Genomic DNA, 23,200 nt, shown 5'->3' with positions numbered 1-23,200 from the left:
AAATAAAAAATAGAGAGTAAACAGAATCTCTAAGGAAGCCTAAACCGTAATCGTTTTGGGCTTTTTTTTTGCCAAATAGTAAATATTGATTAGACTGAACTAAGTGGATGTGTAAAAAAGCTATAGATTTTTTGTAACTTGGCGATAACTAACTATAACCACAACAATGATAATTAATTTGGCATCAATGAGGGATACTTATGAAGTTTAGCCAAAAAATAGTTGCAGCTTCTTCTGCACTTCTGCTTGTTACCGTCTCGCTTATTTCCATTCAGCAACTGAGCATTGTTCGCTCGGAAATAGAATCCCTAGTTACAAAAAGTCTGAGTGAAATGGAAGCTGGGGTCAAAAACACCATTGTTTCTGAAATGGAAAGTAAAAAAACCTTGGCTCAATCGACGACTGAAGTGATTGAGCTTGATCCGCTCAACCGGGATTACGTTAAAAATATTCTTGAAAAGCCGAAATTGAAAAAAAGCTTTTTAGCCATAGGGTTAGGGTATGAATCCGATGGTAAAGTGGTGGAGAATGATGACGGTTGGGAACCAAGCGGTGACTACGATCCTCGCAAGCGCCCTTGGTTTGTGGATGCTAAAGCATCGAAAAAACTTATCGTTACAGCGCCGTATGTCGATATTTCTACCAAAAATGTGATCATTTCTATTGGTACGCCTATTTACGATCAAGGTCGATTCTCTGGTGCCATGTTCTACGATATGGAATTGACGGGTTTAGCTGAATTGGTGAACTCTATTAATTTATTCGATGCGGGTTACCTCTTTATTGTTTCAGGTGATGGAGCGACGATTGCCCACCCTGATACCAAAAATAATGGTGAGAAGTTATCGACTTATTTACCACAAGTGACTCTGAAAGAGGGGGACCAACAGATTGAAATTGATGGTACCCGTTATCTCGTCAGCTTCACTCATATTCCAAGTGAGAACTGGTACATCGGTGCGATTGTTGATGAATCCATCGCCTTCAATGCGATTGGCGTATTACGCAATAGCTCTATTATCTATACGTTAATTGGGCTTGTGTTGAGTGTGATTGGCTTGACGCTACTGATTAAGGTGTTAATGCGCCCATTAGGTGTGCTCAATGAAGCGATTCAAGATGTCGCCTCAGGGCAGGGGGATTTAACCAAACGCTTGGATACCAATACGGACCAAGAGTTTGCTCAACTCGCATCAGGGTTTAATACCTTTACTGAGACGCTGCAAAAGCAGATCACGCAATCAAAAGCGATTGGTGAAGAGATCATGCGTGGCACAGAGCTCACGGTGCAAGGTGCTCATGAGTCAGCAGAAGCGATGCGCACCCAGTTACAAGAGTTAGAGCAACTAGCAACTGCAATGCACGAAATGGCAGTGACATCGACAGAAGTTGCCAATAATGCGCAAGGTGCAGCAGCAGCGGCGAAAGAAGCCGATGAAGCAACGCAAGATGGTTCCAGTGTGGTCAGTGAAACGACATTGTCGATCGACAATTTATCGGCCCGCATTGATCAAGCGGTGGAAGAGGTTAAAGGGTTAGAGTCCGCGACGGCAAATATTGAAACTATTTTGAAAGTAATTAATGACATTGCTGATCAAACTAACTTGCTTGCCTTAAACGCGGCGATTGAAGCGGCTCGAGCGGGTGAATCTGGCCGTGGTTTTGCCGTTGTTGCAGATGAAGTGCGTACACTAGCTCAGCGCACTCAGCAATCGACCACCGAAATTCGCAGTATGATTGAGCAATTACAAGCAGGGGCAAGTTCCGTCTCTTCGGCTATGAATGAAAGTAAAACGACGGCTGTTGATGCGGTGAATAAAGCGAAAACGGCAAATTCGGCATTGAACCGTATTCGTGATGCGATACAAGTGATTTCGGACATGAATATCCAAATTGCATCTGCGGCAGAAGAGCAAAGCCTTGTGGCTGAAGAGATCAACACCAATACAGTGAAGATTAAAGATTTGTCGACGCAAGTGGCACAATCTGCTGAAGAAGCCAATATCGCAATGCAGGTTCAAACGGAAAACGTTCGTGAGCAAGATGCTCTGCTCAATAAGTTCATTGTGTAATTACACATCAACTTTTGATTAGCCGTGTTACAAAAATGCCAGTATTAAGAACTGGCATTTTTTATTGTCATCCCTAAACCACCGCCTTGGGCGGTGGTGATTGAACCTTGGGGCTATTGCCCGAAGGAGTGCCCATGCTAGAAGTAAACCTCTTATTCACCACAAGTAAGAGGAAACTAAAAACATGGGCGATTATAGAAGTTCATCACATGTATATTGGCGTTGCAAATACCATATAGTTTGGACTCCGAAATACAGATTTAAGATCTTGAAAGGGAATGTAGGTAAGGAGCTTTATCGCTCAATCTATATTTTGTGCAATATGAAAGATTGTGAAGTTTTGGAATTAAATGTTCAGCCGGATCACGTTCACTTGGTTGTGATAGTTCCACCAAAAGTTTCGATATCAACGTTGATGGGAGTATTGAAAGGGCGTTCAGCAATCCGCTTGTTTAACAAGTTCCCACATATAAGAAAGAAACTGTGGGGTAATCATTTTTGGGCAAGGGGATACTTTGTTGACACAGNAACTAGCAGTGCAGGGATGCCCCCTTATAGGGGGCTATAAACCAAAGCCGCCTTCTAAGAAGGCGGATTTTTACTTCAGTCGAGCTTTGATTATTGGGCGTTTAGATAATCAAGTACCACTTCATGGTGATCTTTGGTTTTGAATTTATCAAAAACCTGTTCAATGATACCTTGCTCGTTAATTAAAAAGCTAATCCGGTGTAGACCATCATAAACTTTGCCCATGAACTTCTTCTCACCCCATACGCCGAACTGCTCAGCAACCACGTGGTCTTCATCGGATAATAAAGTAAAGTTTAAGTGATCACGTTCAATGAACTTTCCTAAACGCTTCACGGGATCGGTGCTGACTCCGAGTACCACTACGTTGTGAGCATCGAGTTCTGCTTTTACATCTCGAAGGCCTTGAGCCTGAACAGTACAACCTGGTGTCATGGCTTTAGGATAAAAGTAGAACAACACCTTTTTCCCTGAGAAATCAGCAAGGGAAACGGTATTTCCATCTTGATCTAAAAGTGAAAAAGCAGGTGCTGGCGTGCCTGCAGTAAGCGTTTTCATTATTCTTCCTTTTTTATTGACTGTTTTTTATAAAGTTAAGAGAACCTTGTACATCCAGTGTCTTGCATAAACTGTCAAATTCTTCTTGTAGTTGCATTAAGTTACACCCTGAATCGACACTGGCGGTAATGGCAATATGAAATTGGTCGTGATCAAGGCGTAACTTTGATTTATGAATCGTCTGCGCACTCAGTGAAGCCATACCAATATTACGATTGGCAAAAAATTGAGTGAATTTCTCTGTTAGGCCAATTTTGTCTTCAGACTCAACAAACACTTCAACCGTATAGGCATTATCTTGATAATCATGAGGTGATGTACGTTTCATGATGGTGATGAGATCATGTTGTTGGCCTAATAAAGGTAAGGTTGTCTCTACTCGGGTGATGTGGTTTGTATTGCCAGAGACCAGCATGATGAGCGTGAACTCTTTGCCAAACAAAGCAATTCGGCTATCGATGATATTGCAGCCTGATTGCGTAACTAAACGTACCACTTCATTACAGATACCAGGGCGGTCTGTCCCTACAGCAGTGATCACTAGATGCTGAGTCATAATATCGCTTCACTTTTATCGTTTTGGGCATGTTATCACAGTTAAATTATAGAGGAACGGTGGTGGAATAGCTTTTTAAGAACTCCGTCTTGAAAATAACGTGTTGTTGACATCGACATATTCAGATCCGCTATAAAGTTTGCCCTTAATTGATGTTGTTTGTTAAACCTCTAACATCTGATAAATATTCATCCAAATGGGCTGATTAAGCGAATTTAATCCCTTGTGTTTTTCAATCGCCTTACAGTACCATGCAGAAAGTAACAAATTAGGGAGATGGACATGTTTTCAGGAAGTATCGTAGCGCTCATTACACCGTTTAATCATGATGGTGAGGTTGATTTTGTTAGTTTGAAGAAGCTGGTGGACTTTCACGTGACAGCCGGAACTGACGCCATTGTTGCCGTCGGAACAACGGGTGAATCTGCCACGCTAACCGTTGAAGAGCATGTCAAAGTTGTCGCAAAAACCGTCGAGTTTGCCGAAGGACGTATTCCTGTGATTGCGGGAACGGGTGCGAATGCTACTCATGAGGCGGTAACGTTTAGCCGTTTATTAAATAACACAGGTATTGCTGGCTGTTTAAGTGTGACTCCTTATTACAATAAACCAACCCAAGAAGGTTTATTTCAACACTACAAAGCAATTTCTCAAGAGACTGATATCCCTCAGATTCTCTATAATGTACCAGGCCGTACAGCGGTGGATTTGCGTCCTGAAACGGTCGCTCGCCTTGCTGAAATTAAAACGATTGTCGCTTTGAAAGATGCAACAGGTGATTTGGGCCGAGTGGCTCTGCATCGTGAGCTTTGTGGAAAAGACTTTATTTTATTAAGTGGCGATGACGCGACGGGTTTGGAGTTCGTTAAATTAGGTGGACAAGGTGTTATTTCGGTGACGAATAATATTGCCGCTAAAGATATGGCGCAGATGATGCACTTAGCATTAGAAGGCCGATTCGACGAGGCTGAGCTTATTAATCAACGTTTAATGCCTTTGCATAAAGGTCTGTTTGTTGAGTCGAGCCCGATCCCAGTGAAATGGGCTGCTCACAAAATGGGATTGATTACAAATGGTGATCTACGTCTACCTTTGACTGAACTGTCTGAACCTGTACGTTCAACGGTTGCCCAAGCCATGACCGAAGCTTGTATCTTCTAAATCGATTCAATATTGTGCCGAGGCTTTTTCCTCGGCAGTCTAGGAGTTTGAATGAAATTTACTCATCAGCTAGTTATCAGTTCACTAGCTGTTTTTGTTTTAAGCGCATGTGCTGGTAACGCTTCTCAGCGTCGCCAAGCAAAAGATGATTTTGCTTATTTAGAAACCCCGGCTCTAAAAGAGTGGCAACTTCCTGAAGGAGCCACTCCGCAGTTTTACCCTAATTACCAGATCCCTGAAGGTGACTTCCAAGGTGGCATTGGCCGTACTGTGGATATTCGTCCTCCTCAACAAGTCTTAGAATTGATCCCTGGTGCGCGTGCCGAGCGCCAAAATGGCGAAGTGACATTATGGATGATCAAGCAAGATGAAGCCGACAAGGTGTGGCAAACTGCGTTAGCCATGCTTAAAGAGCGAAATATTGGTATCGCTGCACAAAGTGAAAACCAGATTGATACTGATTGGGTGACTTGGGTTTCCGAAGATGAAGAAGTTGAGATTGGTAGCCGCTACCAAATCTCACGGGTGATGGCGAATAATCGTTTTGGCTTTAAGATTTCATTGACTGGTTGGCGTGAAGGTGGCAAAGAGATACCAGTGAGTGCCACCAATAAAGAGCGTTATAATGCGTTCATGACCAATTTGGTCACGGCTCGTTACGATACCGATCTACGTCAAGAAGCAGCACGTAAAGCTCAACAGTTGGTTAAACAGATCCCCATTACGATGGGCAGTGACCGTAGTGGTTTCCCTGTAATTATTGCTCGTACCCCTTACGATGTTCTGTGGCAACGTTTGCCTAATCTTATGCCGCAGTTCGGTTTTACGCTCGAAGAGCGCAACCAATCTCAAGGTACAATAAAAGCGAAATACTCCGCGCCAGATGACGCCTTTTGGCAAGACATTGGCGTGAAACCTATCTCGCTGAAAAGTGGAACTTACACCTTCTTATTAGGTGATCTAGGTAACCGTACCTCGATCAACGTGACTAATTCAGCTGGCAAACCGGTGGAAGAGGAGCTATTGAAAGATATGGTGCCTGTACTGTCGGCGATTGCCGAGCGTCAGTAATTGTGATGACGAATCCATGAAAAATAAAGGGACGAAAGTCCCTTTATTTTTGCTCTGAATCTGAGTCTTCGTGCTTATCAAGTTCGTTGAGTTTATCCAGATCACTCTTCTTTCCTTTCAAGCCAAATTTCATGTTAGCCGTGTATTTCAGCGCGGCAATATTACCGATAAACACCGCTAAGATTACAATAGTGATAACCCAAGGGTTGGTAATGAATTCCATATCAGGACTCCGGTTGGCTGATGTTAACAATGTACTGAGTGTAGATCCGATCTAAGTTCTCTTGTACCGTCGACATACCTAGGAGCGGCATGTTTTCAAGCTGTGTCGCCAATACGCTTGGCGTCAACAGGTCAAGACAGTCTTTAGCCGCTGTTTTGTGGCTAATATGCCAAGGTTCAAACGCAACACCGCCTTTCTTTCCTTGGTAGGGGAAGAAAAAACCAAACTTAGGTAAATGCTCCTTCATCCATTGGTAAAAAGGAGCTTGGTGGCCTGAGAGATATTCCCACGGTTCAAGCTTGAGCATGACACCTGTCGGTAATGCTTTGCGATCAAAAACATCAAAGTCACACCCCCAATGGTGGCGGCTGCTACCGGGCAGCGCTGACCAGCGCAAAATCGTGAATATCTTTTGTTCTTCGCTTAACTGAGCAGGGTTTACCGGTTGACTGTTATTATCAAGTAATTCGGCTTGCCCTGACATTTTCCGATTCCAGATGTTCAACTGGCGTTCAAAATCACGAAACCCACTGGCGATATGGAAATCAAACCCAGCGTCGTCAGCTGCTTGCTTTAGATCGAGCAAATCTTGGTTCACCCCGGGGTGAACCAAGAAAGATTTCTGCCCAATCAGCACTGATGTTAAATGGGAGTCGGTTTGTCCGGTCAACTGCTCTGGAGTCATGGGTTACACCAATAAATTCTCTAGGGTTTTTTGGTACATATCCGTTAGTTTCTCTAAATCGGCAATCTTAACGCACTCGTTAACTTTATGAATTGTCGCGTTAACAGGACCAAGTTCGACCACTTGTGAGCCCATCTGGGCAATAAAGCGTCCATCAGATGTGCCCCCTGTCGTCAATAGCTCTGGGGATTTGTGGTTCACCTCATCGACGGCTTTAACGACGGCAGTCAGTAATGAGCCCGTATCGGTCAAGAAAGGTTGGCCGCTTAACGTCCAGCGCAATTCATAATCCAATCCATGGGCATCTAAGATAGAATGCACGCGGCGCTTGATCTCTTCATCGGTTAACTCGGTACTGAAACGGAAGTTAAACTGCACGTCAAACTCACCAGGGATGACGTTTGATGCTCCCGTGCCAGCTTGCAAGTTTGGAATTTGGAAGCTGGTCGGTGGGAAATAAGCGTTCCCTTCATCCCATTTTATTGCCGCAAGTTCGGCTAACGCAGGCAAGGCTTGGTGAATCGGGTTATTAGCAAGGTGAGGATAAGCAACGTGTCCTTGAATCCCTTTTATCTGTAGATCGCCTGTAATTGAGCCTCGACGGCCATTTTTTATCACATCACCCACACTTAATGTGCTCGATGGCTCACCGACGATACACATATCAATTGGCTCATTACGCGCCATTAACGTATCGACTACGCGAGTGGTGCCATTGATGAATGGCCCTTCTTCATCTGAAGTGATCAAAAAGGCAATCGAACCTTGATGGTTAGGGTGCTGTTCAATAAAGCGCTCGACAGCGACAACCATGCAAGCAAGAGAGCCTTTCATATCTGCCGCCCCGCGCCCATGCAAATAACCATCAATTACAGTCGGTTCAAACGGCGCTGTATGCCACTGCGCTAAAGGACCCGCGGGAACCACATCCGTATGGCCAGCAAAGGCAAAAAGAGGCGATTGGGTGCCGCGGCGAGCCCAAAAATTAGTGGTATCTTCAAAGACCATTGTTTCCACTTCAAACCCTAGTGCTTGTAAGCGTTTAATCATGAGGTCTTGGCAACCTGCATCCTCAGGAGTTACTGATTGGCGACTAATGAGATCTTTTGCGAGCGCCAGTACAGGGCTGTCTGTCATCCTTGAAATCCTTGTATTAAGAGAAAATAGCAGTGTATTGCTGAGCATTAAAACCGAGATGGTAATGGGTATCGACCAATAAAATAGGTCGTTTGATCATAGCTGGTTGTTCAACCAACAAAGCCACAACACTGTGAGCATCTAACGACTCTTTTTGTGAGGGCGTGAGCTGACGAAATGTTGTACCGCGTTTATTGAGTACATTTTCCCAACCAAGCGCTTGGCAAAACTGAGCCACGAGCTCGGCATCAATACCTTGTTTGCGGTAGTCATGAAATTGGTAATCCACCCCCGCAGCTTCCAACCATTTCCGTGCTTTTTTAATGGTGTCGCAGTTGGGAATGCCATACATGGTGATCGTCATAAAAATCCTTGTTGAGGCGTATTATTTTTTTAATGGTCAAATCCTATCAGGAAGCGCTGTGGCTTACAAAATAGAGATGCTTTTATTTCGTTGTTTAAAAAAGATGTGTTTCAGTTGCTTACGATTGGAAAGTTATTGATCGAACGCAACACTCTAAATGTGAAAACAGAAATAATGAAGCGGCACAGTAATAGGAGGTGTCAATGGAACTGAGTCCTGTTTTTGCAAGGCGACTGTATTTAGCTTTGTTAGTAGAAAGCCTTGAAAGACCAAACGTGCCCAAACTCATCGAAAAAACGGGGTGGCCTCGCCGTACGATTCAGGATGTCCTGAAAGCACTGCCAGGAATAGGGATTGAACTGATGTTTGTTCAAGATGGAAGGCGTCACAATGATGGTTACTATCAACTCTCTGATTGGGGGCCATTTGATAGTCAATGGGTATTAGATCGTCGCTGTGATATTGCGACTAGCCTTGGATTTAGTGCATAAGCCAGCATTTGCTGGCTTTTTTTATGGTGTTTTCATTTTCACATTGGGTAAGCAACGATAAACAGTACCGAAAATCGTGACAGAGGTTTTGAAATAATTGGAGTAGTCGAGCGTTACTGTATCGCCTCCCAGTTGATGAGCGTGAGTTTTTAGCTCGTTTACCGCCCTTCGAATCAATCTGTCATTGGGAATGAGCCAAGAGCTGAACCAGTAACCTTCACTGCCTGTCACATCCCCTAACCAGTCACACTGACCAGCATCAAATCCGGCATCAGTACGAATCTGAATGCGATCTGCATCGTTTGGGAGTGGGCTGTGTGATGAGCTACAGCCTATCATTAGCGCTGCCAGCAATAATATAGACAGTCTTTTCATCAGTTTAACCTTTCAGAACTAGATAAGAGATAAAACCAAGCCAGCTCACGATCAGCAGTGCCCAAGGTAACCATGAGGTCGATACCAAGCTGGATGAAGTTTCAATCTGCGCGGGTTCTTCTTCTCTATTTTGTGCGGTTCTCTTTAGCTGCAATGCTCTTTTTTTTGCTTTATCTGCCTGTCGGCTTTTCTCTTTTTGCTGCTTTTTATACAAGGCTATGCCTTTCTCAATGCCTTGAGCGATCAGCTTGGTTTGTTCTTTCGTTTGCCCTTGCTTTTGAGTGGCTAAGGCGACTTTCATCGCTTGTTGCTGAGTTTGTTCTGAGGGAATAATCGTTTTATTCATAACGTTTACAAGCGGCTATAGACAGGCGCTTACCCTATCACGTATCGTCATCCTTCACTATTGAGATTGATCACTATGCGTGATGTTCAAGTTAGAAACTGGTCAAGAGCAAAAGATCTGGCTAGCTATTTGAAATCGATTCGCTAAAGTAAAAACGTTTTTTTAAAAGAGCGAAGGTATTGATGCGTTATGCGTTAGAGCGATACGACCAACATGGTTTTCTTAAAGCCCCTAAACTTATCTGGCTTGGTTGGTTATTTTTGGCAAAAGCTTGGATTGTTTTCGTGGTGGCAGGAGCAAGCCGAGATAATGGCACGACGATTTTAACCATTGTTTACCCAGACCATTCGATGCTTTATTTGGGGTTGATTATGGGGTTGCCAAGTATCATTCTGATGTGGCTTATCAGCTTACGTGCTCCTGAACGATCGTGGCTAAACCGCATCGTCAGCATGGGAAAACCGCTGACGTTACTTATGGTTATCTTGCAATTTATACAAACGCTTTATCATATCTATTTAGAGCACGGCGTTTTTAATTGGGCCAATGCAAGCACGCTGTTGGTGCTGTTATGGTTTGGCCTATATCTACTGAAGAGTAAAAGTGTGCGTGATTGTTTTTCTATCCCGCTCATAGACAAGGCGTGATCCCAATCAAGGTCGCCCCAAAAAACTGAATTACACTGAGCAAAAATAAGTAAGTGAGGATATTTTATGACACAACCTCAAACCGCGATTCTGCCTGAAGCAGGTCCGTTTGCACTGTTTAGCCTTTTAAAAGTAAAGCAAAATCCGGCGCATGTTTTAGCGCAATTAAAAGCATTGCCCGCTTTAGTCAATGAGATAAATCAACATCAACCCGGCGCTGAATTAACCGTGTCGGTCGCGTTTACTCGCACCTTTTGGCAGCGTTTAAACCAAAACATACCACAAGAGCTGATTGATTTTCCTGAGCTTGGTAAAGGCGAAACCATAGCACCAAGTACCGAGGTGGATGTGTTGATTCACTGCCATTCTCAGCGTCATGACTTGCTGTTTTATGTGTTGCGTAAATGGATGGAACCCGTGGCAGAGTTGGTTGAAATGGTGGATGAAACCTACTCATTTCGTTACTTAGATGCGCGAGATATGACGGACTTTATCGATGGCACTGAAAACCCTAAAGCCGAAAAACGTCAAGAAGTTGCACTGATTGCTGATGGTGAATTTGCTGGCGGCAGCTATGTGATGTTGCAGCGTTTTGTGCATAACCTTCCAGCTTGGAATCGCTTAAATGTGGCGGCGCAAGAAAAAGTGATTGGGCGCACTAAGCCTGATTCGATTGAGCTTGATAATGTACCTGCAGCGTCTCACGTTGGCCGTGTTGATATCAAAGAAGAGGGGAAAGGGCTAAAAATTGTTCGTCATAGCTTACCTTACGGTACGGTGAGTGGTGAGCACGGTTTACTATTCATTGCTTATTGCCATACGCTGCATAACTTTAAAGTGATGTTGGAAAGTATGTATGGTGTGGCGGATGGTAAAACAGACCAACTGCTGCGCTTTACCAAGGCCGTAACGGGGGCGTACTTTTTTGCCCCTTCAGCTGAGATGCTGCAACATCTTGAACTAAAGTAAGTCTCAATATTGTCCTACCATCTGACCGAGCCTTGTGCTCGGTTTTTCTTTTTTAAGCATTTTATGTAAAGAAAAGCGTCTACTGTCCGATAAAGAGATCATTCATTCTATGGCATGGGTCTGTTATGGCAATTACCGTTAATACCAATGTTTCCGCTTTGATTGCGCAGCGCCACTTAGGCTCAGCAAGCGAAATGTTGAATCAATCTTTGGAGCGTCTTGCTTCCGGGAAGCGTATTAATCGTGCCAAAGATGATGCTGCGGGTTTACAAATTTCGAATCGCCTTGAGTCGCAAATGAGGGGCTTAGATGTCGCTGTACGCAATGCTAATGATGGCATTTCAATCATGCAGACTGCTGAAGGTGCAATGCAAGAGACCACCAGCCTGCTTCAGCGTATGCGAGATCTCTCTTTGCAGTCGGCGAATGGCGCGAATAGTAAAGCGGATAGGCAAGCTTTACAGGAAGAAATGAGCGCCTTGAACGATGAATTAAACCGAATTGCTGAAACCACCTCTTTTGGTGGTCGTAAGTTACTGAATGGTTCGTTTGGTCAATCCTCATTTCAGATAGGTGCGAGCTCTGGCGAAGCAGTGCAAGTTTCGTTAAAAAATATGCGTTCAGACAGTTTGGATATGGGGGGCTTTAACTATGTTGCGGCAGGCATGGCGGATAGCCAGTGGCGGGTGACACAAGATAATCGGCAGCTCACCATGAGTTATACCGATGCCAAGGGAAAACAGCACAACATTCAAATCCAAGCAAAAGTAGGGGACGATATTGAAGAGTTGGCAACCTACATCAATGGGCAAACCGATAAAGTATCGGCGTCAGTCAACGACAAAGGACAGCTACAGCTGTTCATGGCGGGTAAAGAAACCTCTGGGACTATTGATTTTAAAGGTAGCTTAGCCAATCAGTTGCAAATGAATGTGACGGGATATGAAGCAGTAGACACTCTTGATATTACCGAAGTCGGTGGTGCGCAGCGGGCGGTTGCCGTCATTGATACCGCAATGCAGTACGTTGATAGCCATCGCTCTGAGTTAGGCGCGTTGCAAAACCGTTTTAACCACGCTATCAACAATCTCGACAACGTACATGAAAACCTCGCTTCTTCAAACAGTCGAATTAAAGATACTGACTATGCGAAAGAGACCACCCAAATGGTAAAACAGCAAATCCTACAACAAGTCAGTACCTCTATTCTTGCGCAAGCGAAAAAACAGCCAAACCTAGCATTGGCCTTACTTCGCTAGCGATAAAAATCAACAATTATCGACCTTTATCAACAACTCTTTAGCGAAATTATTACTTTTTTGATGGGTTTTTGACCTCTTGTCCTGTTTTTTACACTAAACACATTTTTTTTAAAAAAATTGAAAAAAAATCCTCAAGCTTTGGAAAATACCGCCGTTATAAAAAGTAACTTTGAGAGAACTATTTGGTTTTCCGAGACGTCGGAAACCGGAAACATCGGAAAATCAATTGGAGTAATCACCATGGCAGTTAATGTAAATACCAACGTATCAGCGATGACAGCACAGCGTTACCTAAACAGCGCTAGCAATGCACAACAAACATCAATGGAACGCCTATCTTCTGGCTTTAAAATCAACAGCGCAAAAGATGATGCGGCAGGCCTACAAATCTCTAACCGTTTGAATGTTCAGAGCCGCGGTCTTGACGTAGCAGTACGTAATGCGAATGACGGTATTTCTATTGCACAAACCGCTGAGGGTGCGATGAATGAAACGACCAACATTTTGCAACGTATGCGTGACTTGTCATTACAATCAGCTAACGGCTCAAACTCAAAAGCAGACCGTGTAGCGATTCAAGAAGAAGTCACCGCTCTGAATGACGAGTTAAACCGTATCGCAGAAACCACATCATTTGGTGGTAACAAATTACTTAACGGTACTTTTGAAACTAAGTCATTCCAAATCGGTGCGGATAACGGTGAAGCCGTCATGCTTAGCCTAAACAACATGCGTAGTGACAATGCTATGATGGGCGGCACAAGCTACCAAGCGGCGAACGGCAAAGATAAAGATTGGTCAGTTCAAGCCGGCAGCAACGATCTACAAATCACACTGAAAGATACTTCAGGTACAGATCAGACTATCAATATCTCAGCTAAAGAAGGCGATGATATTGAAGAGTTGGCGACTTACATCAACGGCCAAACTGATATGGTGAAAGCATCAGTTGATGATGAAGGAAAACTACAAGTCTTCGCTGGCAGTAATAAAGTAGAAGGCCCTGTAACATTCGCAGGCGGTCTTGCTGGTGAGCTCGGCATGCAAGCTGGTCAAGCTGTTACCGTAGATGTCATTGATGTGACCTCTGTGGGTGGCGCTCAAGAATCGGTTGCCATTGTTGATGCTGCACTGCAATTTGTAGATAGCCACCGTGCACAATTAGGTGCATTCCAAAATCGCTTTAGCCATGCAATCAGCAACTTAGATAACATTAACGAAAACGTGAGTGCTTCTAAGAGCCGTATTAAAGATACTGACTTTGCCAAAGAAACAACAGCGCTTACTAAGTCGCAAATTCTTTCTCAAGCATCAAGCTCAGTGCTGGCTCAAGCAAAACAAGCGCCACAAGCGGCACTTAGCTTACTTGGCTAAAAGAGCCCAATAGCTCAAGAGTTACCCTTAATGAAAATCCAGCCTCGGCTGGATTTTTTTGCTTAGCGGCAAAGTGGAAAAAGTGTTAGTTGATGCAGCATTATCTTTCTTACTTTTTGACGCTAATCACATTTCTCATGCTCGCTGCATAAATTTTAAAAAAAGGCTTATTTTTTTCTAAAGGATATAAATCTTTCGCCGTTAAAGGATACGAGAGAAATGAGGTGTACCGACGTGAGGTGAGAGACACGGAAGTACATCAACACAATGCCTAAGGAGATCAATATGGCAATTAATGTAAGCACTAACGTGTCTGCAATGACCGCACAGCGTTATTTAAATAACGCCGCTGATGGTACGCAGAAATCGATGGAGCGTCTGTCATCGGGCTATAAAATCAATAGCGCGCGTGATGATGCAGCGGGTCTACAAATCTCAAACCGTTTAACGTCACAAAGCCGTGGCTTAGATATGGCGGTAAGAAACGCAAATGATGGTATCTCCATTGCACAAACCGCAGAGGGTGCAATGAATGAAACCACCAATATCTTGCAACGTATGCGAGATCTTTCTTTGCAATCAGCAAACGGTTCTAACTCAAGTTCAGAACGCCAAGCGATCCAAGAGGAAGTCTCAGCACTCAATGATGAATTAAACCGTATTGCTGAAACAACCTCGTTTGGTGGTAATAAACTGCTAAATGGTTCGTTTGGTAATAAATCTTTCCAAATTGGTGCCGATTCTGGTGAAGCTGTGATGCTTTCCATGAGCGACATGCGTTCTGACACAAAAGCGATGGGCGGTAAGAGCTATGTCGCGACAAATGGCAAAGCGCCTGACTGGTCAGTCACCAATGCGACGGATCTGACTCTGAGCTATACTGATAAACAAGGAGAAGCTCGCGAAGTCACCATTAACGCTAAAGCGGGTGATGACTTAGAAGAGGTCGCTACTTACATTAATGGTCAAAATGGTGACATCAAAGCTTCAGTCGGTGATGAAGGTAAACTGCAACTGTTTGCCGCCAATCAAAAAGTCTCAAGCGATGTCACTATTGGTGGTGGACTGGGTACTGAAATTGGTTTTGCTGCAGGTAAAGACGTAACCGTCAAAGACATCAATGTCACAACGGTTGGCGGCTCTCAGGAAGCTGTAGCTTTGATTGATGGTGCACTAAAGGCCGTTGATAGCCAACGCGCCTCGTTAGGTGCATTCCAGAACCGTTTCGGTCATGCCATCAGTAACCTTGATAACATCAACGAGAACGTCAACGCTTCTCGTAGTCGAATTAAGGATACTGATTATGCCCGTGAAACAACCCAAATGACGAAGTCGCAGATTTTGCAGCAAGCGAGTACGTCAGTTTTGGCACAGGCGAAGCAGTCACCATCTGCAGCTCTTAGTCTATTGGGTTAACCGATAGGCGAATGGAGCTTTGTGGGGAAAGCAGTGTTTTCACTGCCAACCTATGAGGTGGAAGGGAGATTGTTATGGAAATACCATCCTACACATCGAACATCCAGCCTTACGGCTCGCAAAGTGGCATTAAATTTGCTTCAGAAAACGATGGCGCGACACGCGCTTCCTCGAAACAAAATGAGGTGAATCGTACTGAACAGTTAAGAAATAGGCAAAACCAAAGCGTTGAAGCGGCAATCGAGCTTGCACAGCAACGAGAGCAGATCAACAAATCGGAAAGAGCCAAGATGGTAGAGCAGATGAATGAATTTATCTCATCTATCAACAAAGACTTAGCGTTTAGAGTCGATGAAGAATCAGGACGGGATGTTGTGACGATTTATGAAGCCAGTACTGGTGACATTATTCGTCAGATCCCGAACGAGGAAATGCTAGAGGTTTTGCGACGCCTTGCCAGACAAAAAGACCACAGTACAGGTTTATTGGTTGCTAAGGTGTAATCGTAGTTTTTGAGGTGATTTAATGAGCTTAGGCCCGATGGGTATGAATACTGGCATGGATATCAATTCCTTGGTCAGCAAAATTGTCAATGCAGAGCGCGTTCCTAAGCAGCAACGCATTGATAATGAGCTTGGCCAAATTGATGCCAGTATCAGTGCCTACGGCCGGCTCAAAGAGTCGCTGGATACGATGAAAAATCTTATGACGAATTTTCGTCAGGAGAAGGCTTTCGCTTTGCGAAAAGTCGATACTACTGATGAAAATGTCGTCTCCGCGACAGCCACCACTGACGCAATAGCAGGTAAATATGCTATCGATGTGTTGCAGCTTGCACAGAGCCATAAAGTTGCCTCGGATGTTTTAGATAAAGAGGCAAAGTTTGGTCCTGGTAAGCTGCAGATTTCACTTGGTGATCAGAAGTTTGATGTTGATGTCCAAGCCAATTCAAAATTGATTGATATCGTTCGCGGTATCAACAGCACTAAAACCAATCCTGGAGTTCGTGCTTCGGTAATCAATGATGTTGAAGGGCCACGTTTGATTGTGGCCTCTAATCTATCTGGAAAAGATCATGACATTAAAATTAATGCTCAGTCTGATGCCGGAAATCCGCTCAAAAATCTAGAATACAAAACGCTGGAAGAACGCGTTAAAGATTTAGAAAACGCACGCGCTGCGGCGCAACAAATCATTGCACCACTCACGCCATCTCAACAAGCTATCGCTGCAAAAGTCGCCGAGAAAATAGGTGCGGCGGCACGCGAAGTTGACCAAAGTATGGCGAGTGGTGTTCAAGAAGTCGCCGGGCAAGTAGCTGCCGACGGTAAAGTCGCTAATGCTGCCGGTGAATTAACCGACGCCGCCGTCAAAGCTGCTGCCGCCGCCGGTGTTGCTGCCAATAAATATCTGAAACCGCAAGATCGTATTCCTGGGTGGACTGAAACCGCCTCTGGCACCTTGCTCGATTCCTACTATGAACCTGAGCCAGAGCTTGATGCAACTGCGTTAGAAAAAGCGCCAGATGTGCCCGGTTGGACCAATACTGCTTCTGGTACTTTGGTTGACTCCTATGTCACCCCCAAAGAAGCGCAAGCCAAGCTTGAACAGCAATTAGCAGCTGAAAAAGCCGCGGTTGCGGCGGCGGTGCGTAGTGGTGAACTGACGCCAGAGCAAGCCAAGCAGAAAGAGCGTGAAAAGCTTGACCCGCAAGAGCGTGAGTATTTAGATAAAGTGGACAAAGCAGATGCTGAACTTAGAGCGGCACAAGCATCGTTTGACGCCTATCAAGGTATGACTCAAGTACAAGCAGGCCAAGATTCCGTGGTGGTTTTGGACGGTGTGGCGACCCTTTCTAGCAACAACAACGTGATTGAAGATGCGATTGAAGGGGTTGATTTGACCCTTAAAGGGCAAACGGCCAAAGGCAAACCACCGGCTGAAATTGGCATCGAATATGACCGCAAAACCGTGCGCGATGATATTGAACAATTTGTCGCGGCGTATAATCAGTTTTATCAGGTCTCTAAAGAACTTGGAGGCGTTGACCCTCGGACTGGCCAAGCTGGGCCACTGGCGGGTGACAGTATTGTGCGCAGTGCAGACTCCCGCCTACGTAGTGTTTTTTCGACTAGAATTGAGCAGGCCCCAGAAGAGATCAAAAGTCTGATTGAGTTTGGTATTACCACCACACGCCAAGGGACACTTGAAATTAACTACGACATGCTAGATCGCCAACTCAATAACAACTTTAATAAGCTAGGTGAGTTCTTTGGTGGAAACCAAGGATTTGCCAAACGGGTTGAAGATGCTATTCAGAGCATGACGGGGGTGACAGGGTCGATTCGTACACGCGAAAAAAGCTTAGTAGAACGCAACTACCGTGTAGTGGACGACCAAGCGGCACTTGATCGCCGCATGGACAGTTTGGAGAAGCGAACGCATTCTAAGTTTTCAGCAATGCAAGACGCGACCAGTAAAATGCAGAACCAATTAGCTGGTATGATGAATGCGTTAGGCGGCTGATATGGAGCAGCAACTCGACCTTTTAAGTGATCTAGATCACCAAATAAGAGCAATGCTTGTCATTGATGAAATTAATACTGAAGAAATCAATCATCTTGTCGATAAAAGGGAACGGATATTGCAAAACTTACTGACGCATGCGTCAGAAAACCCACAGTTTGCAATGTCGAGCCAATGGCGAGAGGCTATTGATGAAACTAAACATCTTGTTGAACTGATGCAGTCAAAAACGGTCGAGATCGGTAGAACGCTCCAAAAATACCGACACGGTAATAAATCCGTTCAGCAATACAAAAAGTTTTTATAAGAGGAAGACTATGCGCGGTTCTTTACAGGCATACAAAAAGGTATCAGTGGATAGCCAGCTCAGTGCGGCCTCGCCGCATAAAGTCGTACAAATGTTGATGGCGGGTGCAATTGAACGCCTTATTCAAGCAAAAGCAGCAATGCTACAGGGCAATATCCCAAGTAAGGGTGAGCGCCTTGGTAAAGCATTGGATATCATTATTAGCTTACGCAGTTGCTTATCGATGAGTGATGGCGGGGATATTGCAAAAAATTTAGATCAGCTTTATGAATTTATGATCACTCAGATCACCGAAGCGAATCATCAAAATGACCCGCAACCACTGGATGATGTGATCGACATCATTCGAGAAATTAAATCAGCATGGGATCAAATCCCTCCTGAATACCACAATCTAACGGCAAGCGAAGTGGGCATATAAGTTATTTATAAAACTTTAGGCACTTATTTTTTAAAGTTTTAACTGATGTCACACCAGCTCATTGCTTGGTTGCCTTATTTTTTTTATTCCATAGAATAGAAGCCATTACTAGCCCAATGGCTTTTTTTGTTGCTGAATTCCACAAATTGTCTATCGTTTAATCAAGTGATTATAGAAAAACAAAACTGAATAACGATTTTCAGAAGTGCGGCCACAATTTCTCTGATTTAAGGCAAATATTCTCACCTATGCAAGGTTTAGCAAAACTGCTTGTGATAGAAGACGATCCGCAGATCCGTCTCAATCTAAGTAACATTTTAGAATTTGTTGGAGAGCACTGCGAGGCGATCGAGTCATCCCAAATCAAGGATATTGATTGTTCAAGATTGTGGGGGGGCTGCATTATTGGATCGCTAAAAAGTGAGCAGTTAACTGATGAGATAGCTCAGTGGTTGACTAAGGCCAACTATATTCCACTTCTAATGGCAAACAAGCAGCCATATTCATTGGAAGAATTTACTCAATACGTCGGTGAACTTGAGTCACCCCTTAATTACCCTCAACTGAGTGACGCATTACGACATTGCAAAGAATTTTTAGGACGTAAAGGCGTGCAAGTTCCCTCTACATCGCGTAAGAATACCTTATTTCGTAGCCTTGTAGGCCAAAGTCATGGTATCCAAGAAGTTCGTCATTTGATTGAGCAAGTCTCAGGCACAGAAGCTAATGTGCTGATCTTAGGTGAATCTGGAACGGGCAAAGAAGTGGTTGCGCGTAACATCCATTATCATTCTGCACGCCGCAACGGCCCGTTTGTGCCGATTAACTGTGGTGCGATTCCGGCTGATTTACTTGAAAGTGAATTATTTGGTCATGAAAAAGGGGCGTTTACCGGAGCGATAACCGCGCGTAAAGGTCGTTTTGAGCTTGCCGAAGGCGGTACTTTATTTCTCGATGAGATCGGTGATATGCCGATGTCGATGCAGGTAAAGTTGTTGCGTGTGTTGCAAGAACGCTGCTTTGAACGTGTGGGCGGTAATACCACCATTAAAGTGAATGTGCGTGTGGTGTCAGCGACTCACCGCAATTTAGAAAACATGATTGATGATGAATCATTTCGTGAAGATCTTTACTATCGACTCAATGTTTTCCCAATTGAAATGCCAGCGCTAAAAGATCGCAAAGACGACATCCCATTGCTGTTACAAGAACTCATGACACGTATGGAAGCGGAAGGTGGACAGCCATTTTGTTTTACCCCGCGAGCCGTCAATTCGTTAATGGAACATAATTGGCCGGGCAATGTTCGTGAGCTAGCGAATTTAGTTGAGCGGATGATCATTCTCTATCCAAATAGTCTCGTTGACGTCAATCATTTACCAACTAAATACCGCTATAGTGATATTCCAGAATTCCAACCAGAGCACAGCTCCTATGGCTCAGTTGAAGACCAAGAACGTGATGTGCTGGCGGGTATTTTCTCTGAAAACTTCAGTTTTGAAGACGTCGAAGAGATGCACGAAAATCTCAACGCACCGCAGTCATTGCCTCCTGAAGGCGTGAATTTGAAAGAGCTATTGGCGGACTTGGAAGTCAATATGATCAACCAAGCCCTTGAAGCTCAAGGCGGAGTGGTAGCGCGTGCCGCTGATATGCTGGGTATGCGCCGTACCACCTTGGTTGAAAAAATGCGTAAATACAATATGCAACGGTGATTTAATAACAGCATGGGTAAAGTTTAGTCAATATATTGGCAATGGATTAATTCTTTGATTTTAAAGAAAAATAGCCTGGCATGTATTTTGCGTGTTAGGCTATTGTTGTTTTATAGGTAGAATTTCGACATGCAGTCTCCTGACACACCCATTAATCAATCTCACTTAGATTCTGTAGAGGATCAAGTTGAGCGCTATAAACAGGTTCTTGATGTGATGCCTGCTGGCGTCATTTTGCTCGATACTCAAGGCGTAGTCAGAGAAGCTAACCCTGAAGCTCAGCGGTTATTGCAAGTCCCATTGGCGGGTGAAAAATGGTATTCCGTCATTCAAAGTGCTTTTGCGCCGAGAGAAGATGATGGGCATGAAATCTCGCTGCGCAATGGTCGTAAAGTTAGATTAGCCATTTCAGCATCAGCAACAGGCCAATTGATATTAATCACCGATTTAACCGAAACTCGGTTACTTCAATCACGCATCAGTGATTTACAGCGCTTATCCTCACTCGGTCGAATGGTGGCGTCTTTGGCACACCAAGTTCGCACACCGTTATCCAGCGCTATGCTCTATGCCTCAAATTTAGGTGCGCCTAACTTGCCAAACGCTACAAGAGAGCGTTTTCAGTCTAAGCTGATGGATAGGCTTCATGATCTTGAAAAACAAGTCAATGATATGTTGTTGTTTGCCAAAGGTGGTGACAATAAAGTCATTCAGCCGTTTACAGTGACAGACTTGGTCAGCGAATTTGTTCCCATGGTGGAAACGGCATTAAAAAATAGCGCAATTGATTATCATCAGGAAGTGGAACAAGAAGGGACTGTGGTATTAGGCAATGCAAATGCCATTGCCTCTGCACTGAGTAACTTAGTGATGAACGCGATACAAATTGCGGGTAAGGCGTCGCAAATTGATGTCTTTTTTCGCCCGGTAAATGGTGAGCTGAAAATCTCGGTACAAGACAGTGGCCCGGGAGTCCCTGCTGCGTTGCAAAGTAAAATTATGGAACCGTTTTTTACCACTCGCTCACAAGGAACGGGGTTAGGGTTAGCGGTGGTACAAATGGTCTGCCGCGCCCATGATGGGCGATTGGAATTAATTTCAGAAGAAGGGGAGGGTGCCTGCTTTACTATGTGCATTCCACTCGAGCGTCATGCCCCTTCTTCACCAACAGAGACTGGAGAAGGATGATGGCTCAAAGCAAAGTCTTAATCGTTGAAGATGATGAAGGTCTACGCGAAGCGTTAGTCGATACTTTGGCGCTGGCCGGTTATGAATGGCTGGAAGCTGATTGCGCCGAAGATGCACTGATTAAACTCAAAGCTCATTCTGTTGATATTGTTGTCTCTGACGTTCAAATGGCTGGCATGGGTGGCCTTGCACTGCTGCGCAACATCAAACAGCATTGGCCCAATTTACCCGTGTTGCTGATGACGGCGTACGCCAATATTGAAGATGCGGTCTCGGCGATGAAAGAGGGCGCAATTGATTACATGGCAAAACCCTTTGCCCCTGAAGTGCTACTCAACATGGTTAGCCGTTACGCGCCAGTGAAATCGGATGATAATGGTGATGCGGTTGTTGCCGATGAGAAAAGCCTGCGCTTATTGTCACTTGCCGACAAAGTGGCAAAAACCGATGCTAACGTCATGATTTTGGGGCCAAGCGGTTCAGGAAAAGAGGTCATGTCTCGCTACATTCATAACTCATCTCCGCGTAAAGATGGGCCATTTGTGGCGATCAACTGCGCCGCCATTCCAGACAACATGCTCGAAGCCACCTTATTTGGTTATGAAAAAGGGGCATTTACAGGAGCGGTACAAGCTTGCCCGGGCAAATTTGAACAAGCGCAAGGTGGGACTATTTTACTCGATGAGATCAGCGAGATGGATCTGAACCTACAAGCAAAACTGCTGCGCGTACTCCAAGAGCGTGAAGTGGAACGCTTGGGGGGGCGTAAAAGCATTAAGCTTGATGTTCGAGTATTGGCGACCAGCAACCGCGACCTAAAGCAGTATGTGCAGGAAGGCAATTTCCGTGATGATTTATATTATCGTCTCAACGTCTTTCCAATCTCATGGCCAGCGCTACGTGACCGCAAAGGGGATATTGAACCGCTTGCTCACCACCTTGTAGAGCGTCACTGCACTAAACTTGGTTTACCTGTGCCTCGTATCGCGCCGCAAGCCATTAACAAGTTGCTTAGTTACGCTTGGCCGGGCAACGTCCGTGAACTTGATAACGTCGTGCAACGCGCGCTGATCTTGAGTGAGCAAGGAGACATTGCAAGTGAACATATCTTGTTGGAAGGGGTTGATTGGCAAGATGCTAGCAGCCTGCAACAAGTCGTAGAGCGCAGCGATATTGCCACACCAGAGATTAAGCCTGTAGCACAAGTCGAAGTGAACAAGCTGTTTAATAACAATGGCGCTGCATTGGGTGATGAGCTGAGAGATCAAGAATACACCATTATCATGGATACTTTAGTCGAGTGCCAAGGCCGCCGTAAAGAGATGGCTGACAAGCTCGGAATTAGCCCTAGGACACTGCGTTATAAATTAGCGAAAATGCGTGATGCAGGAATTGATATCCCGAATTAACCCCAAAGTGGGTGATGGCATATAAATTGCTGCATCACAGAAAGAAGCAGCACAGCAGTCAAAGATTTGGCGTTAGAGGTAGCAATGAGACTTGATGGTTTAAACAGCGAAATGCAAACAATGATGTTGGAAGCAACCAATGCTCGTCCTACGGCAACTGGACAAAGTGTGAGTGCTGATTTTGGCGACATGCTTTCCAAAGCCATTAATAACGTGAACAGTTTGCAAAAGACCTCAGGTAATTTACAAACCCGCTTTGATCGGGGAGATGAAAATGTCTCACTATCGGATGTGATGATTGCTCGTAACAAGTCGAGTGTAGCCTTTGAAGCGACGATTCAAGTTCGAAATAAACTTGTTGAAGCCTACAAAGAACTCATGAATATGCCCGTATAAATT

The 23,200-nt window shown here is 44.6% G+C and carries 26 protein-coding genes; 18 read left to right on the top strand and 8 right to left on the bottom strand.

Annotated elements, in window-relative coordinates; all coding sequences use genetic code 11:
* The first annotated feature begins 200 nt into the window (after positions 1-200).
* Positions 201-2,072: a methyl-accepting chemotaxis protein gene (locus AACT42_RS08340; protein ID WP_017048845.1), complete on the top strand. Its 1,872-nt coding sequence runs from the start codon at positions 201-203 to the stop codon at positions 2,070-2,072.
* A gap of 184 nt (positions 2,073-2,256) precedes the next feature.
* Positions 2,257-2,640 carry an IS200/IS605 family transposase gene (tnpA, locus tag AACT42_RS08335; protein ID WP_094183107.1) on the top strand — a complete coding sequence of 128 codons (384 nt, stop codon included), beginning with the start codon at positions 2,257-2,259 and terminating at the stop codon, positions 2,638-2,640.
* A gap of 50 nt (positions 2,641-2,690) precedes the next feature.
* On the opposite strand, the gene bcp is transcribed toward tnpA, so the two are convergent.
* Together bcp and AACT42_RS08325 are read right to left on the bottom strand one after the other, a co-directional pair.
* Entirely contained in the window at positions 2,691-3,158 is a 468-nt protein-coding gene (bcp, locus tag AACT42_RS08330; RefSeq protein ID WP_013856283.1) for a thioredoxin-dependent thiol peroxidase, read from the bottom strand.
* 13 nt (positions 3,159-3,171) lie between these two features.
* The gene (locus tag AACT42_RS08325; protein ID WP_017042763.1) at positions 3,172-3,714 is read right to left on the bottom strand and encodes a glycine cleavage system protein R; all 543 of its coding nucleotides are present in this window, start codon (positions 3,712-3,714) and stop codon (positions 3,172-3,174) included.
* Positions 3,715-3,996: 282 nt separating this feature from the next.
* Here AACT42_RS08325 and dapA point away from each other — a divergent pair, with 282 nt between their 5' ends.
* Together dapA and bamC are read left to right on the top strand one after the other, a co-directional pair.
* Entirely contained in the window at positions 3,997-4,875 is an 879-nt protein-coding gene (gene dapA, locus AACT42_RS08320; protein WP_094131614.1) for a 4-hydroxy-tetrahydrodipicolinate synthase, read from the top strand.
* 51 nt (positions 4,876-4,926) lie between these two features.
* Positions 4,927-5,946, top strand: coding sequence for an outer membrane protein assembly factor BamC (bamC, locus tag AACT42_RS08315; RefSeq protein WP_094131613.1), 1,020 nt, complete (start codon positions 4,927-4,929; stop codon positions 5,944-5,946).
* Between the two features lie 43 nt (positions 5,947-5,989).
* Here the strand turns inward: bamC and AACT42_RS08310 are convergent, their stop codons facing one another.
* Genes AACT42_RS08310 through AACT42_RS08295 form a run of 4 tightly spaced genes read right to left on the bottom strand, consistent with a single transcriptional unit; the run spans position 5,990 to position 8,355 of the window.
* On the bottom strand, positions 5,990-6,169 hold the full coding sequence (locus tag AACT42_RS08310) for a DUF2897 family protein (RefSeq protein WP_170906945.1): 180 nt from the start codon (positions 6,167-6,169) through the stop codon (positions 5,990-5,992).
* Position 6,170: 1 nt separating this feature from the next.
* Positions 6,171-6,854 carry a M15 family metallopeptidase gene (locus AACT42_RS08305; RefSeq protein ID WP_094131612.1) on the bottom strand — a complete coding sequence of 228 codons (684 nt, stop codon included), beginning with the start codon at positions 6,852-6,854 and terminating at the stop codon, positions 6,171-6,173.
* A gap of 3 nt (positions 6,855-6,857) precedes the next feature.
* Positions 6,858-7,991 (bottom strand): succinyl-diaminopimelate desuccinylase, encoded by a 1,134-nt coding sequence (gene dapE, locus AACT42_RS08300; RefSeq protein WP_094131611.1) that lies wholly within the window; start codon positions 7,989-7,991, stop codon positions 6,858-6,860.
* A gap of 16 nt (positions 7,992-8,007) precedes the next feature.
* Positions 8,008-8,355: an ArsC family reductase gene (locus AACT42_RS08295; protein ID WP_094131610.1), complete on the bottom strand. Its 348-nt coding sequence runs from the start codon at positions 8,353-8,355 to the stop codon at positions 8,008-8,010.
* Positions 8,356-8,558: 203 nt separating this feature from the next.
* On the opposite strand from AACT42_RS08295, the gene AACT42_RS08290 reads away from it, so the two are divergent.
* The gene (locus tag AACT42_RS08290) at positions 8,559-8,846 is read left to right on the top strand and encodes a winged helix-turn-helix domain-containing protein (RefSeq protein WP_010318729.1); all 288 of its coding nucleotides are present in this window, start codon (positions 8,559-8,561) and stop codon (positions 8,844-8,846) included.
* Positions 8,847-8,867: 21 nt separating this feature from the next.
* Here AACT42_RS08290 and AACT42_RS08285 read toward each other — a convergent pair whose 3' ends face one another.
* Together AACT42_RS08285 and AACT42_RS08280 are read right to left on the bottom strand one after the other, a co-directional pair.
* Positions 8,868-9,221, bottom strand: a complete 354-nt coding sequence (locus AACT42_RS08285) for a DUF4156 domain-containing protein (protein WP_094131609.1) — start codon at positions 9,219-9,221, stop codon at positions 8,868-8,870.
* A gap of 4 nt (positions 9,222-9,225) precedes the next feature.
* Positions 9,226-9,567 (bottom strand): DUF2956 domain-containing protein, encoded by a 342-nt coding sequence (locus tag AACT42_RS08280; protein ID WP_017048864.1) that lies wholly within the window; start codon positions 9,565-9,567, stop codon positions 9,226-9,228.
* A 179-nt stretch (positions 9,568-9,746) separates the two neighbouring features.
* Between AACT42_RS08280 and AACT42_RS08275 the strand changes: the two genes are divergently transcribed.
* The 13 genes from AACT42_RS08275 to fliE all read left to right on the top strand — a co-directional run bounded on the left by AACT42_RS08275 (position 9,747) and on the right by fliE (position 23,197).
* Positions 9,747-10,214: a DUF2919 domain-containing protein gene (locus AACT42_RS08275; RefSeq protein ID WP_088732761.1), complete on the top strand. Its 468-nt coding sequence runs from the start codon at positions 9,747-9,749 to the stop codon at positions 10,212-10,214.
* Positions 10,215-10,280: 66 nt separating this feature from the next.
* Positions 10,281-11,183 (top strand): Dyp-type peroxidase, encoded by a 903-nt coding sequence (locus AACT42_RS08270; RefSeq protein WP_094131608.1) that lies wholly within the window; start codon positions 10,281-10,283, stop codon positions 11,181-11,183.
* 125 nt (positions 11,184-11,308) lie between these two features.
* Complete coding sequence (locus tag AACT42_RS08265) at positions 11,309-12,442, top strand: flagellin (RefSeq protein ID WP_094131607.1); 1,134 nt, start codon at positions 11,309-11,311, stop codon at positions 12,440-12,442.
* A 243-nt stretch (positions 12,443-12,685) separates the two neighbouring features.
* Entirely contained in the window at positions 12,686-13,819 is a 1,134-nt protein-coding gene (locus tag AACT42_RS08260) for a flagellin (protein WP_019281599.1), read from the top strand.
* Between the two features lie 285 nt (positions 13,820-14,104).
* Positions 14,105-15,235 (top strand): flagellin, encoded by a 1,131-nt coding sequence (locus AACT42_RS08255; RefSeq protein WP_026028066.1) that lies wholly within the window; start codon positions 14,105-14,107, stop codon positions 15,233-15,235.
* A gap of 74 nt (positions 15,236-15,309) precedes the next feature.
* Complete coding sequence (flaG, locus tag AACT42_RS08250) at positions 15,310-15,738, top strand: flagellar protein FlaG (protein ID WP_013856302.1); 429 nt, start codon at positions 15,310-15,312, stop codon at positions 15,736-15,738.
* Positions 15,739-15,760: 22 nt separating this feature from the next.
* Positions 15,761-17,761, top strand: a complete 2,001-nt coding sequence (gene fliD, locus AACT42_RS08245) for a flagellar filament capping protein FliD (RefSeq protein ID WP_094131606.1) — start codon at positions 15,761-15,763, stop codon at positions 17,759-17,761.
* A 1-nt stretch (position 17,762) separates the two neighbouring features.
* Entirely contained in the window at positions 17,763-18,068 is a 306-nt protein-coding gene (locus tag AACT42_RS08240; protein ID WP_013856304.1) for a flagellar protein FliT, read from the top strand.
* A 10-nt stretch (positions 18,069-18,078) separates the two neighbouring features.
* The gene (fliS, locus tag AACT42_RS08235) at positions 18,079-18,489 is read left to right on the top strand and encodes a flagellar export chaperone FliS (protein ID WP_010318718.1); all 411 of its coding nucleotides are present in this window, start codon (positions 18,079-18,081) and stop codon (positions 18,487-18,489) included.
* Between the two features lie 248 nt (positions 18,490-18,737).
* On the top strand, positions 18,738-20,204 hold the full coding sequence (locus AACT42_RS08230) for a sigma-54 dependent transcriptional regulator (protein ID WP_017045739.1): 1,467 nt from the start codon (positions 18,738-18,740) through the stop codon (positions 20,202-20,204).
* A 129-nt stretch (positions 20,205-20,333) separates the two neighbouring features.
* Positions 20,334-21,392, top strand: a complete 1,059-nt coding sequence (locus tag AACT42_RS08225; RefSeq protein WP_013856306.1) for a sensor histidine kinase — start codon at positions 20,334-20,336, stop codon at positions 21,390-21,392.
* Positions 21,392-22,801: a sigma-54-dependent transcriptional regulator gene (locus AACT42_RS08220; protein ID WP_094131605.1), complete on the top strand. Its 1,410-nt coding sequence runs from the start codon at positions 21,392-21,394 to the stop codon at positions 22,799-22,801. The genes AACT42_RS08225 and AACT42_RS08220 overlap by 1 nt, the downstream gene beginning before the upstream one ends.
* 84 nt (positions 22,802-22,885) lie before the next feature.
* Positions 22,886-23,197: a flagellar hook-basal body complex protein FliE gene (fliE, locus tag AACT42_RS08215; RefSeq protein WP_010318714.1), complete on the top strand. Its 312-nt coding sequence runs from the start codon at positions 22,886-22,888 to the stop codon at positions 23,195-23,197.
* The last annotated feature ends 3 nt before the right edge of the window (positions 23,198-23,200 follow it).

The organism is Vibrio sp. V15_P4S5T153 (genome assembly GCF_963874485.1).
GTDB classification, from domain to species: Bacteria; Pseudomonadota; Gammaproteobacteria; order Enterobacterales; family Vibrionaceae; genus Vibrio; species Vibrio anguillarum.
The sequence above is the reverse complement of the archived record's forward strand: the minus strand, read 5'-3'. Positions and strand labels throughout refer to the sequence as shown.

Coding starts and splice junctions, on each gene's coding strand:
- fliD (WP_094131606.1), top strand. CDS start 15,761: ATGAGCTTAGGCCCGATGGGTATGAATACTGGCATGGATATCAATTCC.
- dapA (WP_094131614.1), top strand. CDS start 3,997: ATGTTTTCAGGAAGTATCGTAGCGCTCATTACACCGTTTAATCATGAT.
- AACT42_RS08305 (WP_094131612.1), bottom strand. CDS start 6,854: ATGACTCCAGAGCAGTTGACCGGACAAACCGACTCCCATTTAACATCA.
- flaG (WP_013856302.1), top strand. CDS start 15,310: ATGGAAATACCATCCTACACATCGAACATCCAGCCTTACGGCTCGCAA.
- AACT42_RS08295 (WP_094131610.1), bottom strand. CDS start 8,355: ATGACGATCACCATGTATGGCATTCCCAACTGCGACACCATTAAAAAA.
- AACT42_RS08325 (WP_017042763.1), bottom strand. CDS start 3,714: ATGACTCAGCATCTAGTGATCACTGCTGTAGGGACAGACCGCCCTGGT.
- AACT42_RS08220 (WP_094131605.1), top strand. CDS start 21,392: ATGGCTCAAAGCAAAGTCTTAATCGTTGAAGATGATGAAGGTCTACGC.
- AACT42_RS08260 (WP_019281599.1), top strand. CDS start 12,686: ATGGCAGTTAATGTAAATACCAACGTATCAGCGATGACAGCACAGCGT.
- bamC (WP_094131613.1), top strand. CDS start 4,927: ATGAAATTTACTCATCAGCTAGTTATCAGTTCACTAGCTGTTTTTGTT.
- bcp (WP_013856283.1), bottom strand. CDS start 3,158: ATGAAAACGCTTACTGCAGGCACGCCAGCACCTGCTTTTTCACTTTTA.
- AACT42_RS08225 (WP_013856306.1), top strand. CDS start 20,334: ATGCAGTCTCCTGACACACCCATTAATCAATCTCACTTAGATTCTGTA.
- AACT42_RS08270 (WP_094131608.1), top strand. CDS start 10,281: ATGACACAACCTCAAACCGCGATTCTGCCTGAAGCAGGTCCGTTTGCA.
- dapE (WP_094131611.1), bottom strand. CDS start 7,991: ATGACAGACAGCCCTGTACTGGCGCTCGCAAAAGATCTCATTAGTCGC.
- AACT42_RS08310 (WP_170906945.1), bottom strand. CDS start 6,169: ATGGAATTCATTACCAACCCTTGGGTTATCACTATTGTAATCTTAGCG.
- AACT42_RS08265 (WP_094131607.1), top strand. CDS start 11,309: ATGGCAATTACCGTTAATACCAATGTTTCCGCTTTGATTGCGCAGCGC.
- AACT42_RS08280 (WP_017048864.1), bottom strand. CDS start 9,567: ATGAATAAAACGATTATTCCCTCAGAACAAACTCAGCAACAAGCGATG.
- AACT42_RS08340 (WP_017048845.1), top strand. CDS start 201: ATGAAGTTTAGCCAAAAAATAGTTGCAGCTTCTTCTGCACTTCTGCTT.
- AACT42_RS08290 (WP_010318729.1), top strand. CDS start 8,559: ATGGAACTGAGTCCTGTTTTTGCAAGGCGACTGTATTTAGCTTTGTTA.
- AACT42_RS08240 (WP_013856304.1), top strand. CDS start 17,763: ATGGAGCAGCAACTCGACCTTTTAAGTGATCTAGATCACCAAATAAGA.
- fliE (WP_010318714.1), top strand. CDS start 22,886: ATGAGACTTGATGGTTTAAACAGCGAAATGCAAACAATGATGTTGGAA.
- AACT42_RS08285 (WP_094131609.1), bottom strand. CDS start 9,221: ATGAAAAGACTGTCTATATTATTGCTGGCAGCGCTAATGATAGGCTGT.
- fliS (WP_010318718.1), top strand. CDS start 18,079: ATGCGCGGTTCTTTACAGGCATACAAAAAGGTATCAGTGGATAGCCAG.
- AACT42_RS08255 (WP_026028066.1), top strand. CDS start 14,105: ATGGCAATTAATGTAAGCACTAACGTGTCTGCAATGACCGCACAGCGT.
- AACT42_RS08230 (WP_017045739.1), top strand. CDS start 18,738: ATGCAAGGTTTAGCAAAACTGCTTGTGATAGAAGACGATCCGCAGATC.